The 15,366-nt window shown below is 26.2% G+C and carries 14 protein-coding genes and 2 tRNA genes; 3 read left to right on the top strand and 13 right to left on the bottom strand.

Annotated elements, in window-relative coordinates; genetic code table 4:
- Positions 1 to 15: 15 nt before the first annotated feature.
- The 3 genes from dnaE to MFL_RS03125 are packed head-to-tail and all read right to left on the bottom strand — an operon-like array spanning position 16 to position 6,004.
- Positions 16 to 2,994, bottom strand: coding sequence for a DNA polymerase III subunit alpha (gene dnaE / locus MFL_RS03115; protein ID WP_011183481.1), 2,979 nt, complete (start codon positions 2,992 to 2,994; stop codon positions 16 to 18).
- Positions 2,994 to 4,196 carry a tRNA uracil 4-sulfurtransferase ThiI gene (thiI, locus tag MFL_RS03120; RefSeq protein WP_011183482.1) on the bottom strand — a complete coding sequence of 401 codons (1,203 nt, stop codon included), beginning with the start codon at positions 4,194 to 4,196 and terminating at the stop codon, positions 2,994 to 2,996. Before thiI ends, dnaE begins: the two co-directional genes overlap by 1 nt.
- Positions 4,197 to 4,213: 17 nt before the next feature.
- Positions 4,214 to 6,004, bottom strand: coding sequence for a chromosome segregation ATPase (locus MFL_RS03125; protein ID WP_011183483.1), 1,791 nt, complete (start codon positions 6,002 to 6,004; stop codon positions 4,214 to 4,216).
- A gap of 251 nt (positions 6,005 to 6,255) precedes the next feature.
- On the opposite strand from MFL_RS03125, the gene rpsD reads away from it, so the two are divergent.
- Positions 6,256 to 6,882: a 30S ribosomal protein S4 gene (rpsD, locus tag MFL_RS03130; protein ID WP_011183484.1), complete on the top strand. Its 627-nt coding sequence runs from the start codon at positions 6,256 to 6,258 to the stop codon at positions 6,880 to 6,882.
- Positions 6,883 to 7,132: 250 nt separating this feature from the next.
- Here rpsD and tyrS read toward each other — a convergent pair whose 3' ends face one another.
- The 3 genes from tyrS to ytpR are packed head-to-tail and all read right to left on the bottom strand — an operon-like array spanning position 7,133 to position 10,026.
- Positions 7,133 to 8,374: a tyrosine--tRNA ligase gene (gene tyrS / locus MFL_RS03135; RefSeq protein WP_011183485.1), complete on the bottom strand. Its 1,242-nt coding sequence runs from the start codon at positions 8,372 to 8,374 to the stop codon at positions 7,133 to 7,135.
- Positions 8,375 to 8,384: 10 nt separating this feature from the next.
- Complete coding sequence (locus tag MFL_RS03140) at positions 8,385 to 9,440, bottom strand: nicotinate phosphoribosyltransferase (protein ID WP_011183486.1); 1,056 nt, start codon at positions 9,438 to 9,440, stop codon at positions 8,385 to 8,387.
- Positions 9,441 to 9,444: 4 nt separating this feature from the next.
- Positions 9,445 to 10,026, bottom strand: a complete 582-nt coding sequence (ytpR, locus tag MFL_RS03145; RefSeq protein WP_011183487.1) for a YtpR family tRNA-binding protein — start codon at positions 10,024 to 10,026, stop codon at positions 9,445 to 9,447.
- A 77-nt stretch (positions 10,027 to 10,103) separates the two neighbouring features.
- On the opposite strand from ytpR, the gene MFL_RS03150 reads away from it, so the two are divergent.
- Positions 10,104 to 10,934, top strand: coding sequence for a DegV family protein (locus MFL_RS03150; protein ID WP_011183488.1), 831 nt, complete (start codon positions 10,104 to 10,106; stop codon positions 10,932 to 10,934).
- An 8-nt stretch (positions 10,935 to 10,942) separates the two neighbouring features.
- Positions 10,943 to 11,794, top strand: coding sequence for a DegV family protein (locus MFL_RS03155; protein ID WP_011183489.1), 852 nt, complete (start codon positions 10,943 to 10,945; stop codon positions 11,792 to 11,794).
- A gap of 52 nt (positions 11,795 to 11,846) precedes the next feature.
- On the opposite strand, the gene MFL_RS03160 is transcribed toward MFL_RS03155, so the two are convergent.
- From MFL_RS03160 to MFL_RS03190, 7 genes are all read right to left on the bottom strand, one after another.
- Positions 11,847 to 11,922, bottom strand: a tRNA-Trp gene (locus tag MFL_RS03160).
- Between the two features lie 41 nt (positions 11,923 to 11,963).
- Positions 11,964 to 12,039 (bottom strand) — tRNA-Trp (locus MFL_RS03165).
- Positions 12,040 to 12,104: 65 nt separating this feature from the next.
- A complete protein-coding gene (locus MFL_RS03170) occupies positions 12,105 to 12,560 on the bottom strand; it encodes a Fur family transcriptional regulator (RefSeq protein WP_011183490.1) in 456 nt (151 codons plus the stop codon).
- 2 nt (positions 12,561 to 12,562) lie between these two features.
- Positions 12,563 to 12,787: an acyl carrier protein gene (locus tag MFL_RS03175; RefSeq protein ID WP_011183491.1), complete on the bottom strand. Its 225-nt coding sequence runs from the start codon at positions 12,785 to 12,787 to the stop codon at positions 12,563 to 12,565.
- Between the two features lie 31 nt (positions 12,788 to 12,818).
- Positions 12,819 to 13,154, bottom strand: coding sequence for a hypothetical protein (locus MFL_RS03180; protein ID WP_011183492.1), 336 nt, complete (start codon positions 13,152 to 13,154; stop codon positions 12,819 to 12,821).
- A complete protein-coding gene (locus MFL_RS03185) occupies positions 13,141 to 14,271 on the bottom strand; it encodes a hypothetical protein (protein ID WP_011183493.1) in 1,131 nt (376 codons plus the stop codon). The genes MFL_RS03180 and MFL_RS03185 overlap by 14 nt, the downstream gene beginning before the upstream one ends.
- 74 nt (positions 14,272 to 14,345) lie before the next feature.
- Entirely contained in the window at positions 14,346 to 15,299 is a 954-nt protein-coding gene (locus MFL_RS03190; protein WP_011183494.1) for an L-lactate dehydrogenase, read from the bottom strand.
- Between the last annotated feature and the right edge of the window lie 67 nt (positions 15,300 to 15,366).

Raw genomic sequence — 15,366 nt, forward strand, 5'->3', positions numbered from 1 at the left:
ATTCCCTCTTTTCAATTAAACCGGTTTAACTATAGATTCAAGTATTCCTGTTATTTTGTTCTTATATTTTTGCGTTCTTATTTTTAAAACGTAATTTTTGTTAGTTACTAAATCATATTGTAAATTTTCAAAGTTTGATGAAAATACTGTTAAGTCAATTGATTCGGTGTCATCAAAAACAGTTACAAAAGCCATATTTTTTTGATTCTTATCTTTAATAACTCTAATTCCTGAAATTTGACCAATTATATTTACGTCATTCATATTTTCAACTAATTTAATAATGTCATTTGGTTTAAAAAACGCATTTTCATTTTTTAATTTTGTTAATGGGTTTGAAGATATGTAAAAACCAAAAACTTCCTTTTCATAACTTGATTCAACTTCTTCATTTAATTCTTCTTCAAATAAATTTTCTATTTTAGTTTGTTTATCTAATGATATATTTTCATTGAACGCCATCATAGCACTAAAAATAAAGTCCTTATTAGCTACCATAGTTGATTTATTATAACCAAAACAATCAAAGCTTCCTGCTTTTGCTAATAAAGTATAATTTGACTCATTTAAACCTTTATTTTTCATATAAAAGAAAAAATTATTTAAGTCATCAAATAAATTTGAGTGTTCTTCATAAACTTTATTTAGAGTTGCTATAAAATCTCTACCAATACCCTTAATTAAAGTAAGAGGCATGTAAATTCTATTTTCTGAACTTGTGTAATTTAATTTTATTGTGTCTTCAAGTTTTTTGCTTATTGCAGGCTTCACAGATGGTTTAATAACCTCTATGCCAAATTGTTTTACTTCTTTAATATATCTACTAGTTTTGCTTGGATTACCAACTACACCATTTAATAGTGCTGTATAAAATTCAGCTGGATAATGTGCTTTAAATCAAGCCAATCAATAACCAATGTAAGAATATGCTATTGCATGTGATTTGTTAAAACCATATTTTGCAAATTGTTCAATTCAGTTTCAAATCGCAACAGCTTTTTCATTTGAATAATTATTTGCCATTGCATTATTAATAAATTCATCTTTGACTTCCATCATATATTCAATTTGTTTTTTACCCATTGCTCTTCTTACAATATCAGCTTTACCTAATGAAAAATTTCCTACTAATTGTAGTATTTGCATAACTTGTTCTTGATATACAATCACACCATAGGTTGGTAATAAGATATTTGCCAGACTTTTATCAATTAAAGACACTCTTCTATTATTCTTGTTGTTTATGTAATCTGGTATCATTTCTTGCGGACCAGGTCTGTATAAAGAAGAAGCTGCGGAAATATCATTTATATTATTAACTTTCATATCAATTATTAAATTAGTCATACCTTGCGATTCTAGTTGAAATATACCTGTTGTATTTCCTTCTCTAAGAATTTTAAATGTTTTAGCGTCATTTAAATCAATTTTTGAAAGTGTAAAATCTTCATTGTGATTTTTCTTTACAAGATCTAAAATTTCTTTTAATGTAGTTAAATTTCTTAATCCCAATAAATCCATTTTGATCAAGCCTATATCTTCTAAATAATTCATATCAAATTGAGTTTGATATATTCCATTTAATCCTTGTCTGATAGGTAAAACATTTCTCAAATCAGTATCACTTATTATTATACCTGCAGCATGTGTACCTGTTTGTCTAGGGCAACCTATTAATTTTTCAACAAGTTTAAAGATATTTTTAAATTCAGCTTTTTCACTATATTCTTTTATTAATTTTTGCGTTTTAAGTATTTCATCAAAACTTAAATAATCATCTGTTAGGGATTTTGTTATAAGATTAACCAAATTCATATCAATTTGATAAATTCTACAAGCATCTCTAAAAGCTGATTTAAATGCGATTGTTTGATAAGTAACTATTGTTGCAACATTATATTTTCCGTATTTCTCAAATAAATACTCAATAACTTCATCTCTTCTATTATCTTGAAAATCTATATCAATATCTGGCATTGTAATACGCTCAGGATTTAAGAATCTTTCAAAAAGTAAATTATATTCAATTGGGTCAATCGTTGTGATTCTTAATAAAAAGGATACTAAGCTACCTGCTGCACTACCCCTACCAGGGCCAACAATTATGTCATTTCTTCTAGCAAAAGAAACATAGTCATGAACTATCAAGAAGTAATCTGCAAAACCAGTTTTTTCAATAATGCTTAATTCATGATTTAATCTTTGAATATATTCTTCTTTAATTGGTTCATGTTTAACATTTTTGAAATAATGTTGTAATCCTGCTAAACATTTTTGTTTAAGATATGAAAAACTAGGCATATTATCAGGCGCTATAAATTTTGCCATATGTTTCTCATTATCTTCAAAAATATTAAGATTAACATTATCACTAATATATTTACCTATTTCTTCAGAATTAGGAAAAATTTGAGATATTTCATCTGCATATGGATATGCTTCATTGATTTTGTATATCTTATTTGCTTCTGTACTTGTTAAATTGTTTTTTAAAGCAAAAAGACCTTTATAAAGATCTTGTTCATCATCAGAAATATATCTTATAGGGTTAAAAAATATTTTTTTATCATTTGTATTTATAATTTCTGCATTATTAAAAAATTCATTTTTATTATCAACGTTAGTTATCAAAAAAGAATTATTATCAACATATTTTTTTAAAAGATCAAAAATTTCTTCATCATTCAATTTAACATCTTCATTTAAATTCGAAGAAATAATACATGTGTATTTATAAGCTGCTTTATTTTTTGGAATTAAAGTAATTATTTTTTTATCATTTAATTCAATAGATAATCCAATAATAGGCTTAATGTTTTCTTTTAAGGCTTTTTGAAAAAATTCAGCTACCCCATACATAGTTTTATTTTCGCAATAAAATAAATGTTTAAATCCTTCATTTTTCGCAAAAGAAATATAGTCATTAATTTTTATTAATGACTCTTGAAAATTATAAACACTACGCACATTTATTAGGGGTATGAAATTTGACATTAATCCTCCTTGTTGATTTCTTCTGTGAAACTCCCATTTCAAAAAACAAATTTTTGTATTTTATTTTCCATTGTATAATCCAATAGTTCATTTCATAGAATAGCATTTTCTTGCTGTTCAGCCATTCATTTTTTAGGTTTTGTAACTGGTTGTTTTGGTACAAATAATGAACATGCATCATCAAAAGGCAAAATAGATGTCTCATAAGATTTAATAAATTTAGAAATTAATATAATTTCTTCTTTATCGTATGTTAGAACTGGTCTTAAAATAGGCAGTTCACTTGTTGAATTTATTACATCTATACTTTGAATTGTTTGAGAAGCAACTTGTCCTAAACTTTCACCTGTTATTAAGGCTTCTTGCCCATTTTGTTTGGCTAATTTGTTAGCTATACGCATAAACATTCTTCTCATAATTGTTATTTTGTAGCTTTCTTCTGGCATATGTTGTAGTTCTTGCAATAACATTGAAAAATCACAAACATAAAGATTAAATTTCTTTGAATTATATTTTGAAACAATTTTTGCAAGTTCAAATACTTTATCTAAAGCTTCTGGAGAAGTATGCGGTGGTGTCATAAAATGGATGAAATCAACATGCATACCTCTTTTCATTGTTAAGAAAGAAGCAACAGGTGAATCTATTCCACCGCTTAATAATGAAAGTCCTTTGCCACTAACACCTACAGGCAATCCTTTTAATCCTTGTATTCTTTTTGAAAAAATTTGAATACCATCTTTTTTAACAAGCACTTCAATTTTCAAATCCGGATTATGAACATCAACAATAAGATTATCCACAGCCTTAAGAACCATTGGAGCTAGTGCTAACTTTAAGTCTGCACTTGTCATTGGAAAACTTTTATCTTTTCTTGTAATTTCTAGTTTAAATCTTTTATATTCAGATTTTTTGGCTATCTCAATGATTTTTTCAGCAATTTTATCTAAATCTTTTTCACATTTTTCAATCACTGATAATGAATATATACCAAAAACTGTTTTTAATTCTTCAAGAACATCTTCTAATATTTCTTCTTCTGCATCAATAACTAATGAATTATTATCTTTAATAAATTTAATTTTTGATTGATCAAATTTTTTTAATTTATATTTTATGTTATCCAAAAGTTTGCTAATAAACATATGTTTATTATTCCCTTTTAATGTTAACTCACCATATCTTACTAATATACTTTTCATTTTTCCTAATTTCTATTTTAACTAACTGCTATATTTTGAGAATTTAATTTATTCAAAATTAAAACATTATCTTTTAAACATTCTGTATAGTTTTCTTGCTTTAACTTTTCTAATGATTTAGCAATATTTTTATCAATTGATTCTATTCCGCCGAAACGATTTAGGTATGACAAACTGACTTCTGCTAATTTAGCAAGATATATTGTTGAAGCCATATCATTTTTTAAAATTGCGAAACTAACAATTTTTCCGTCTAAGTACTCAATCATTTCATCAAATACAGGTCTTGATAAAAATGTGTCTGGATATACTCTTACGTTTTTCTCTGATTTTTCTAGTATTTTAAATCCATTGTTAATTTGTTCTTGGTATGTTTTTAAAACTGAAATGCTTGGATTTTTAGCAATCATTACTTCCATAACAACTAATACTTTTTTTAAACTTATATTTCTTGATTGTATTTCATTAATTATTTCTTCTTGTGAAGTCAATTGTGCTCTAATTAATCGTAAATTTTCAAAAGATAAAAATATTTTAGATATTATGTCCATTAAATTTGAACCCTGTTTTGCATAGTGTAACTTTTGAACAGAAGTTTCGCTTAATGCAAATTCATTTAATAAATTTATGTATCTTTCTTCCTGATCTTTGATTGTTTGTTCCACAGAAAAAATTCTTGATTTGATTGAATTTATATTATTGTTTGTACCAAACTTTTTATTTAGATTTCTAATATCCTTAAGAGCAACAACTTCATTTGAAATTGAAGAAAATGCATTTTTAATCACTTTTTGACTAGATTCTATGAATTGTTTTATTGATGTTTCATATTTCATATTTATTTCAAATAAACATATTTGAGATAAAAGTCTTCTTGAGTTTTCGTATGCTTTTTCAATATTTATAGAATAAATTTCTCTTTTAATTGTTTTAACTCAATTTGCGTAAAATCCTGAAATTGAATTAAACTGTGATTTTTTGTTATTTTTTTGTAATTCACTTCCTGCTGTACTTTCAAAAATAGAACTTCTAATTTCTTCTAATTTATTTTTTAATTGATAATCGATAAGATAAACAATTTTTTCAGTATCATCCAAAATTAATATCAACCTTGAAATTATTTCATAAGCATCTTTTAAGTTTGAAATTGCTTCGTTATATTTTGCATTTTTGATATCTAGACCAGCTGATTCTATGTAAAGATTTAAGTTATTAAAAAAGTTTGAGTTTAAACCATTTGGGCTTCATGTATCATTTGTTGAACCATTTCCTGCTTTTATTAATGATTTAATATTGTTTGTTTCTTCTATTACATTTATATATCAGTCTCTTGCAATTTTTTGCATTTCAAGAATTTGTTCTATGTTATTTATTACGTCAACTGTATCAGCATGTAGTATTTCAGCTCTATAAAAAATTTTTTTAGCTTTTAAGTAGTTTCTAATTGTTGGTTTAGGGTTATAACTATTTTCATTGAACATCTCTGCTGTTTCAGTAGCTAAAGTAACAAATCTTTCTGCAAAGATATTGTAATAATTCCTTAGCATAATATAAAACGTACTTTCTAAATTTCTGTTATCTTTATTTTTAATATATATTCTGTAAATAATTATAATTTTTTTAAGTAAAGGTGAAGAATCAACATATGTTAATTTTCTTGAACTTTCATATGTATATTCAACTGTTTTTTTATACAATACAAGGGTAATCAAGGTTGCTAATAAACCTAATATTGAAATCACAACAAACACAATACCAACTATTAATAAAGCTGTCGGTTTATTTGATAATGTTGACATTAATATCATGAAATCACCACTTTTCTACTATATATAATTATAACAAATATATTTAACACATTTGTTGTTGAAAGTAATCTACTTTATATATATAATATTAAAGTTATTGTTTATATTCTGCGGATGAATATTTACTAAAAACTGTTTACACATGCTTAAAGTAGTAACTCTTGGCAGTAAGAGCGAATCGGTAAACTGGTTAGTAAGGAATTTATCAAAGATTATTTTTAATAACGCTTATTTTAAAAAGGAGATAGCGTATGTCAAGATATACAGGATCAACATTTAAAAAAGCAAGAAGATATGGTTTCTCAATTCTTGAGAATGGTAAAGAATTTAGCAAAGGGAAAAAAAGAGTAACAACTCCAGGTCAACACGGTAAAGACAAAGCTCGTTTAAAAATGAGTGGATATGGTGCTCAATTACAAGAAAAACAAAAAGTTAAATTCATGTATGGAATGACTGAAAGACAATTCAGAAACACATTTGCTAAAGCTAAAAAAGTTCACGGTGGAATTTTAGGGACAAACTTCCTAGTATTATTAGAATCAAGATTGGACAACATCGTTTTCCGTCTTGGATTTGCAATGACTAGACAAGCTGCTCGTCAATTAGTAAACCACGGACACATTTTAGTAAATGGTAAAAAATTAGACATTCCTTCATACCAAGTAAAACCAGGTGATTCAATTGAAGTTAAAGAAGCTATGAAGAAAAATGATAAAATTGCTGAAGCATTACAAAATAATGAATCAACAGTTGAATTCGTTAAAGTTGATAAAGCTAATTTAAAAGGTCAATTTGTTAGATTACCTGAACGTCAAGAATTAAATCTAGAAATCAACGATGCTTTAATTGTTGAATGATACAACCGTTTAATTAAATAATTAATTAAACTTAAAAACGTCAGCTTTTTGCTGGCGTTTTTTTATTTTACATATTTATATAAAACTCATCCTAAGATGAGTTAATTTGTTTTGAGAGAAAAAATAAAATGTAAATTTGATAATAAAAGTATATATAAATGAAAAGATTTAAAAACTGCTTTAGCAATTTTTATGCGGGGGGATAAATTCTTATCCCCTATTTTTATTATATATATTTTTTTCCAAATGTTAAATGTTTTTTTGGAATTTTTTATTTAATTTCCAATAAATAGTATTTTTTCTTACCTTTTTTAACTATTATTTTATTATTTTTAATAGTTTTAATTTCTGATAACAACATATTTTCATCTTGGACAGCTACATCGTTAAATGAAATTGCTTTAGCATTAATGAACTCTCTAGCCTCTCTTTTTGATGATGCTGCATTTACATTAACTATTGCATCAATTGCACTAGTTGTTTTTTCTAATTGAATAGTTGGTATTGATTTAATTGCTAACTCTAAAAGATCATCATCTAGATTTAAAATATTTCCAGTAAAAAACGCATCAGTTAATTTAATAGCTTTGTTCAATTCTTTATCACCATGAACAAATTTTGTAATTTCAGAAGCAAGTGTTTTCTGCATTGTTCTTAAGTGAGGAGCTTCTTTATGTTTTGCTTCTAATTCATCAATTTCTTCTTTTGTTAAAAATGTTAAATATTTTAGCATTTTCACACAATCATTGTCGTCTTGGTTAATTCAAAATTGGTAAAAATCATAAACACTAGTTTTATTTGAATCTAATCAAACTGCTCCTGATTCTGTTTTACCAAATTTTTGACCATCTGATTTAGTTAAAAGTGGTATTGTAAATCCTGCTGCTTCAGTGTTAGCAGAACCTACTCTTGTTGAAATGTAATCTGTTCCACTTGTTATATTTCCTCATTGATCGCTTCCACCAATTTGAACTTTACAATTATGATTTATATATAGATTGTAAAAATCATAAGCTTGAAGCATTGTATAAGAAAACTCTGTCACAGATAATCCTGTGCTTATTCTAGTGGCAATTGAGTCTTTATTTAGTAAATAACTAATATTGAAATCTTTTCCAACATCTCTTAAAAAATCAATTAAAGACATATTACCTAATCAATCAACATTATTAGCAAATGTAACATCAGGAATTATTCTTAATAATTGATTTTGTATTGCTGTTGCATGAAATTTAACTTGTTCATCTGTTTGTAATTTTCTTTCATCAGCTTTAAATGATGGGTCCCCTATCATTCCAGTACCACCACCAATTAATCCAATCGCTTGAAATCCAGCTTTATCAAATCTTTTAAGTGTAACTATCATCATTAAATGACCAACATGCAATGAATCTGCAGTTGGGTCAAAACCACAATAAACAGCAGCTCCATCATTTTGTGCTTTTAATAGTCTTTCTTCATTTGTGATTTGTTTTACCAACCCACGTCATTCTAGTTCTTTAATTATATTCATAAATTCTCCTTTATTTTATTTGTGTTAGACGATCAGAAGCTATGTTTTTTCTACCAAACTTAGCCTGTTCTTTTCCGTTTATTAAAACTGCATCTCCTGTAAAATTGTTATCTATTTTTGCTAAATATCCACCAACACCATAAATATCAACAGGTGTATTATTATTTTCGAATTCTTTTATTTTTTCTTCTGTTAAACCTGATGAAACAATTATTTTTACATGTTTATTTCCTGATTCATCCAGTGCTTTTCTAACTTCTTTAATTAAATATTGATTTACTCCATATAGATTTGCATTTTCAGGATATTTATTTCTGTTTTCTTCTAAGTACTTATCAATTAAATTACCTGATGTATCAATTCTTATAGCTCAAAGTTTTTCTTTAAAATGATTTGCAACTTTTACAGAATCTCTTACACAATCATTGTTATAGTCAACAAGAGATAATAAATTACTTTCAGGAAAGTTTCTATAAAATGCTTCAGTTGCTTTCAAAATATCACCATCAAAAGCCTGAATAAGCGCATGTGGCATTGTTCCTGATGGTTTTGGCACGCTTGAATCATCAATTAGTTCAACTGATGCTTCTGTTACAAATAATTTAATTCCTCCTACTCATGAAGAATATCCATCACTAGGTAAAGTCAAATAGGAATCTGCACGATCCATCATATTTAAAACTGGTTTACCATTAGCAGCTTTAACAATTTTGCTTGAGTTTGTAGCTATACATGAATTTCTTGCTAAAATTCCGTCAATCATACCTTCTAATCAACCAAAGCTAGAATAATTACCTTCGATCTTTAAAACCGGTTCATTTGCGTTTATTATGTCTCCATCTTTTAAAGCTCAAATTTTTAAATTTTTATAATCTTTACATGCAAATTCAAGAAGTTGTATAACTTCATTTATACCTGATAATGTTATATTGTTTTTTCTTTGAAAAAATTGCATAGTAACAATAGAATTTGGAAATTCGTTATTAATAATTAAACTAGTTTTTTTAAAATAGTCAGCTATATAATATCCGTCTTTTATTTTTTTATCAAAATTTATTTTATTCATAAAATTAACCTTTAAACTCGCTACCTAAATTATTGCGATATTTTTCATCTAACTCAATTATGCCTTCAGAATTAAATTTTCCTTCTTCAATATTTAATTCTTTTGCGCTACATAACATTCCTTCTGAATCATATCCTCTTAACTTACCTTTTTGAATTTGCATTCCATTAGGCATTCAACTTCCATCTGTTGCAACAACTACAAATATACCTTCTCTAGCATTTTTTGCACCACAAACTATTTTTAAAATTTTTGTTTTAATATCAACTTCACAAGCACTCAAGTGTGTGTCAGGGATTGCATCACATTTGATAATTTTCCCAATAACAAATTGTTCTAATGGCTCAAGTTTAATAACATCCTTTAACTCAGAATTAATATAAGTTAAAATATCAGAATCATTATAAATAAAATTTTTATTAATCTCTAATTTTACTTCAAAGATATTTATCCCTACTAACTCCTCCTCATTTTTTAAAATAACTATATTCCCTTTTTTTTCTGAAGATGTAATAGGTTTGTTTTTAAAAGTTAACATTAAACAATTAAACTGTTTATTGTAAAATACTCCAAATTTTGTACTCATGTGTCTACCTCTATTTTAATAATTTTATTAATATTATATAATTAAGTTATTAAAAAAGCACAACAGGAGGTTATATTATGAAAATAGCTATTTTAACTGACTCATCATTTGATGGGAATTTGAAAAGTTTTAAAGATTTGTATCAAGTACCTTTATTAATTGTTGAAGAAGATGGTACAACACATTTTAGTGATGATAAGTTAGACGATAACTTTTTTTATGACTTATTAGAAAAGCAGGCTCTTAAAACTGCACAAACCACACCGGGTGAAATGTTAAAGGTTTGAGATAAACTTTTAACTGAATATGATCAAATAATATTCTTGCCTTTATCAAAAGGATTAAGTGGTCAATTCAATACTTACAGAATGTTAAGTGAAACTGAAGAAGAGTACAAAGGTAAAGTCTTTGTTTGTGATACTAACGGAGTAAGTATTATTAATCAAGAATTTGTTAAGAAAGTTGCCTTCTGAATTGCACAAAATAAAAGAGGTTTTGAAATAATGGAATTAGTTTCTAAAGCAAATGAGGATTTCATTGGATACATAATTCCAAAAACTTTAGATACATTGAAGCGTGGTGGAAGAATTAGCCCTGCTGCAGCTAGTTTAGCAAAAATGTTAAAAATTGTTCCCATATTAAGATATGATGGAAAAATAGATAAAGAAGCAACTGCAAGAACTTTTAAAAAAGCAGTTAATGAAGCATTGGATTTAATAAAGAAAAATGCTAAAGGTGTTAAGGTTGTTGATATATCTTATTCAAGAATGCAACCAGAAACATTAGCAGAAGTCATTCAAATAATTGAAGAAAAGGGCTTTCAAATAAATTTAAAAAGCCAAATAACTAGCGTTATTGCAGCTCATACTGGTAAAGAAACTTTAGCAATTGCTGTATGAAAGAAATAGGAGGATTTATGAAAATAGTTATTTTATTAGATAGTTCAGGAACTAATCAATCAGAAAAAATAAAAAATAAAAATATTGAGGTTTTACCTTTACACTTTACTTTCCCTAATGGAACAGATATGTTAGACACTCCAAAAGAAGTGAAAGAAAAAGGCATTATTAAATTAATTTCAGAGGGTGTTGATATCAAAACAAGTCAAGCTAGTCCAGGTGAAGTCGAAAACAAATATGACGAACTTTTAAAAACTTATGATCACATTTTTCATATCCCTATAACAGGTAATTTATCAAGTATGCTACAAACAGCAATGATGGTTTCAAGAGATGATAAATATATTGGAAAAGTTACTGTTTATGAAAATTTAAACATTGCAGCTCAAGCAATAGAACAAACGGCTCTTCATATTTCTAAATTGTTAGAAGAAGGTAAAATTAAAACACCTGAAGAAATAACACAAGCAATTAAAGAATATGAAAAAGAAATGTATATTGCAATTCTTCCTGGTGATTTAAAAAGATTAACAAATGGTGGGAGAGGTAAAAAAGCTGTCACAACTGTCTTAAATATTTTAAAAACTAAAGTATTAATTAAATGAGAAGCTGAACCTAAAAAAGAAGCTATGGGTAGAACAATCAATTCAATAATGGATAGAATTACTAAAGTATATCATGAGAGCTATTCAAAAGGTTTTGAAATGGTTTTTGTTAGAACACCTTTAACTTCTTCAAAAATATATGAAGCTGCTAGAGGAGCTTTAGTTGAAGCTAAAGTTAATTTTTCAGAAGAATTAATACCAAATATTTACACAGCACATGCAGGTGTAGACACAATAGGTTTTATTATTACAAAAAAAATATAAAAAATGAATTGGTGAAAGTTTTTAACTTCATCAATTCATTTTATTTTTTAATTGGCAGAGGTAACAAGACTCGAACTCGTGACACTCGGTTTTGGAGACCGATGTTCTACCATCTGAACTATACCTCTAAAAAAGTACTCAATAATGAGCACTTTGTTTTTTTTAAAATTGGCAGGGGCAGCAAGACTCGAACTCGCGACACTCGGTTTTGAAGACCGATGTTCTGCCAACTGAACTATGCCCCTATTAAACACTTAAATATTATAAATAAAAAAAAGGTTTTTTTCAATCCTAATATGAAAGCGTTGTTTTATTTTGAGCTACAATTTTCGCAAATCACATGTATCTCTATCTTAATATGCTCTAATTTTTGCTTTTTATCTGAAATTATATGATCAAACTTATCAAAATCTATGTTCTTTATTTTATCAGCAGAAACATGTTCTATTTTTCCACAACCATCACATTTAATGTGAGCAGATTTGTTTGTTGAAAGTTCATATCATATATTTTTACCATCAAAAGTATTTGATGTTATTATGTGTTCTTTTAGTAATAAATCTATAGTATTGTAAATACTCGCAAGATTTACATTTGATAAGTTTTTTTCAAGCTTTAATGTAAGTTGTTGAATATTAATGTGTTCAGAAATAATAATAATCTTTATAATATTTGATCTTATTTCGGTAATTTTTATTGACTTTACTTTTAATTTATCAATTATTTCAAAATATTTTTCTTCTTGAATTTTATTTAACTTTAACATAATTATTTTGTTAGCTCAGCTATAACATTTTCTAAATCTTTAATTGTTTTTATTTCTAATAGTTTATCATCTGGCACAAATATTGATAAACGGTCTTCTAGCACTGTTATCATGTCCATTAAATCTAAAGAGTCTAAACCAATTGATGAAAATTGAGTCTCAGCTGTTAGATTACCTTTTGCACCCTTACTTTTTAATTCTTTTATAATTTCGTTATGTATATTCATTTTTATCACCTAAAGAAATTATAACATTTAATTAAGCTTTTTCTAATTGGTAAAATCACTTATAATTTTTATAATTATTTCAAATATTTACTTCTACTTTATTTAATTCAAAATCAAAACTTATGTTTTCCACATATGCTTGATTTTCTAGTTTTAATAAAAATACACTGATAAATTTGTCTTTATCAATATCACCATCTTTATTTATAAAAGATCTCCATTCATTATCTTTAAAAGTAACTTTTTTAATATTTAGATTATCTACTATTTTGTTTCCAAAAAAATTGGCACTTGTTATAGCAAAATATAAGGTAACTAAGCCTGAACATAAAATTATAGATACCAAAAGAATTTTAAAAAATTTCATAACCTTTTATCATCTCCTTTATTTCTTCTGCATTTAGTAAAATTAAAATTGTTCAAAATAATTTATCGAATTTATAAATAAATTTTTTACTATTTTGAATATTAAATTTTAAATTATCTATAAATTGATATTTATTGTAAGACTTAATTATTGAATTGAAGGTAAAGGTTTCGCCAAAAATATTTAATCTCATAACCATGCATTGATCTAAATTTCAATTATACGGATTTATGTAAAGGCCATCTAATCCTTCATTTAACAATACTTTTTTTGTTTTTTCATCTAACACTGATAAACCATCGTAATTTATTAAAAACAAATTTTCATTTTCAACTAATTTAGCAGTTAATTTGCCTGAATAATAATTTTTAAAATCATTTTCATCATTTATTTTAAAATCTTCTAATATTAAATGAGGAAAAATTTTATTGTTTTTAGCTTGCTGAATTTCTTCTAATATAATCTTATTGTTATTTATTAAATGTTGATTTTCTTCATTAAAAGAAATTGTCATTTTAGCAAAATTTTTATAATACTTATTAACTTCTAATTGATTAAAATTTAAATTTAAATTTGCACTTAAAATACAATCTGATGTTCATTTTTTGATTTCATTTTTAATATCATAATAAGTTAAATAATTAATTAAATTTATATTAATCTCATTATCTACTTTATTAAATGTTGGATTTATTTTTATAAATCCTTTAGACTTATATTTTATTTCTTTAAATTCATGACTGAAACCAAAACTTAAATTTATTGCATGTTCTTCTTTTAAAGAAATTGGTATTTCAAATTCAAAAAATATTTTACTTTTATTATTTATTTCATAATTTTTAGTAATTGTTGAAGCTGGTTTAATTTCTTTTAAATCAGAATTATATAATTTGAAATCTAAATTTGTAATACCATAAATCTTTTTATATTCATCAACATCAACCATATTTGGATTTAGGTTTAAACTTACTAACATTTTAAAATAGCTATTTTTGTTAATAGTGTAAGGTTTATTTATAAAAACTATCTCTGGTGCTAAAAAAGATTGATTAGCATTTGAAATAATATTTTCTACCAAAATATCAGTATTAACTTCTTCTTTGATTTGGTTTAGCATTTGTTCACCTCATTTATAATTAAGCAAAAAGCGCAAAAAAAATAAGATGATTAACATCTTATTATTAATTTTAATTAAGCAATAGCTTCTTTTGCTTTTTGGTAAGTTGCATCTAAAGCATCACATGATTTTTTAAATGCTGCTTTTTCTGCATCTGATAGATCTCATTCAATGATTGTTTCTCATCCTTTTGACCCTAAAATAACAGGAACTCCAGTATAGAACCCTTTTTGTCCATATTCACCATTTAGTTTAGCACCTACCATGAATGTAGTTTTTTCGTCTCTCAAGATTGCTGATGAAATTGCATTTAAACAAACACCAATTCCGTAGTAAGTAGCACCTTTACGTTCAATAATTTCATAAGCCATTCTAATAGCTCTAGTTCAACATTCTTCTAAATCAGCTTCAGTAATTTTTCCTTCTGCTAAGTATTTGCTAATTGGTTGACCCATAACTGTTGCTTTTGAGTACGCAGCAACTGATGAATCTCCATGTTCTCCCATAATATAAGCATTAACTGATTTAGGAGCCACATTTAATTTTTCAGCAACTAATCTTCTTAATCTAGCTGAATCAAGTGTTGTTCCTGCTCCTACAACTGAATGTTCATCATAACCAGTTACTTGTTGATAAACAGTAGTTAAAACATCACATGGGTTTGAAGCAATAACAGTTACTCCATTGAATCCTGATGCTTTAATAGCTTCAGCTATACCTTTCATAATTCTTGAGTTATCTGCAATTAATTCTAATCTTGTTTCTCCAGGTCTTTGTGGGCGCCCAGCAGTAATAACAATTAAATCTGCATCTTTACAATCTTCGTAAGTTCCAGCTTTAATTGTAAAAGGTTTGTCTAAAACAGCCATTGTATCTTGGATATCAATTGCGTTCCCTTCTGCAGCTTTTGTATTAACATCGATTAATACGTATTCTTCAGCTAAACCTTGGTTTACTGCTGAATAAATAAATGACATACCAACTGCACCAGTACCAACTAATACAACTTTATTTGAAGTTTTTTTCATATTTAATATCTCCTTATTATTTCTCTCTACACATATAATTATATTCTCTCTATTATAAAAAATTAAC

The organism is Mesoplasma florum L1 (assembly GCF_000008305.1).
GTDB lineage: Bacteria > Bacillota_I > Bacilli_A > Mycoplasmatales > Mycoplasmataceae > Mesoplasma > Mesoplasma florum.